Genomic DNA, 1,560 nt, shown 5'->3' with positions numbered 1-1,560 from the left:
AATTAAGAAAAGAAATAGCTAATAGCATGAAAAACTAACTTTCTTATGTTATTAACTATATCTATGAATAATTCAGGAATAATGTTATAATTTTGAGGAAATGAGGTGTTTAAGTTTATGACAAAAAAGACTAGCAGAAATACAGATATATTAAAAGATACTAAAAATACAACATCTCCTAAAGTTTATTCTTTATTAGTAGAACTAGTAAATGCTGATAGGGAAGATTTAGCTGAAGATGTGCTAAAGATAGATTATTTATTAACATATGCAAATAATTGCGTAAAGGATAAAGATCTAAGAGAGGCAAGGGATACCTTAGGAATTGCTAGAAATAGAATTGATAAACTAATTGATAATAGTGTGAATGTTGAATATTTAGTTCATCTTTATGATAAAATTAACTCGAAATTATAAATTATTAGAGATTATTTAAATTATATAGATAAAATATAAATATTAATGTTATAATAAATTAATTTTCATTAAGTAATTGATGATTAAAATATAAAATGTAAAGTGAGAAGAATAAATGAGATTTGAAAGTTTAGAAAAAACCATAAACAAATTAGATAATGATATTGAAGCCTTAAGAAGGGTTAAACAATATTTATCAAATAAAGATGAAATTAATGAAATAAGCGATTTATTAAATAAGGAAAGACAAGTATATGCGGATGAATTGTATATAGGTGATGCTGTAGCTTATAATGAGAGTTTAGAAATATTAAAGCAATTGTTAAATAAAGAATTAGGAAAAGATGAACAAGTTAAATTATTAGAAGATATAAAAGAAATACACGGAAGAAAGTCGCCAAATGTCAGTAAAAAAAGTCATGGACTTAATGCGTGGCTTAAGTTTCTTGATATCCAATGTGAGTGGATTGAAAATCCTAATAGTGATTGGTCAACATTAATTATAAAAGGATTTATACCAAGGAATAATAATTAAAATATTTTTTCAAGAACAAGTAGGTTTTCATATTCATGAGAACTTATTTTTTTCTGTAAGTTTGTATAATCTTCTATGCTTTAATAAAAAATAGAATAGAAGTAGAGGGGATTCGTAGCGTATTATATTTTAGGGTGTTATACACACAAATAGTTTGAATTACTAAATATAGGAGTAATTTATAATGTAAAAATAAAGAAAAGTCATTATTATATAAAACGCTTAATACTAGTGTATCGCTTAGCACTATAATCAGATAAATATAGAACTTTTATGAAATATAAAAATAATTTAATTTTATAGTATAAATTTAGAGTCACTGGGTATAGTAATAATGTAAAATATTTAGGTAAAGATAAAGTTATAAAAAGCAACTACATTTTATAAAACTATCTAAAATGTAAGATAGAAAAAGTTTTCGGAAAGTTATTGACAAGAATAAGCAGCGGTGATATGATGTAATTCGTCGCTGAAAAGCATAAAATTCAATAACTTAAAGCTTATAAAATGTTTAAAAAGTTTTTTGAAAATGTTGTTGACAAAGTCTGAAAGCGATGATATACTGAGTAAGCTGTCAGAAACGACAGAAACTTGTAAAGCCTTGTAAC

General features: G+C 24.4%; 2 protein-coding genes. Both read left to right on the top strand.

Translation table 11 applies throughout. The features are described from left to right. Nucleotides 1–117 precede the first annotated feature (117 nt). The gene (locus tag ACJDTP_RS27330) at nt 118–417 is read left to right on the top strand and encodes a hypothetical protein (RefSeq protein ID WP_077839470.1); all 300 of its coding nucleotides are present in this window, start codon (nt 118–120) and stop codon (nt 415–417) included. A 115-nt stretch (nt 418–532) separates the two neighbouring features. Further along, on the top strand, nt 533–952 hold the full coding sequence (locus ACJDTP_RS27325; protein ID WP_077839471.1) for a hypothetical protein: 420 nt from the start codon (nt 533–535) through the stop codon (nt 950–952). The last annotated feature ends 608 nt before the right edge of the window (nt 953–1,560 follow it).

Source organism: Candidatus Clostridium helianthi (genome assembly GCF_045310795.1).
GTDB classification, from domain to species: Bacteria; Bacillota; Clostridia; order Clostridiales; family Clostridiaceae; genus Clostridium; species Clostridium helianthi.
This window is presented reverse-complemented; position numbering and strand designations above follow the sequence as displayed.

Coding starts and splice junctions, on each gene's coding strand:
- ACJDTP_RS27325 (WP_077839471.1), top strand. CDS start 533: ATGAGATTTGAAAGTTTAGAAAAAACCATAAACAAATTAGATAATGAT.
- ACJDTP_RS27330 (WP_077839470.1), top strand. CDS start 118: ATGACAAAAAAGACTAGCAGAAATACAGATATATTAAAAGATACTAAA.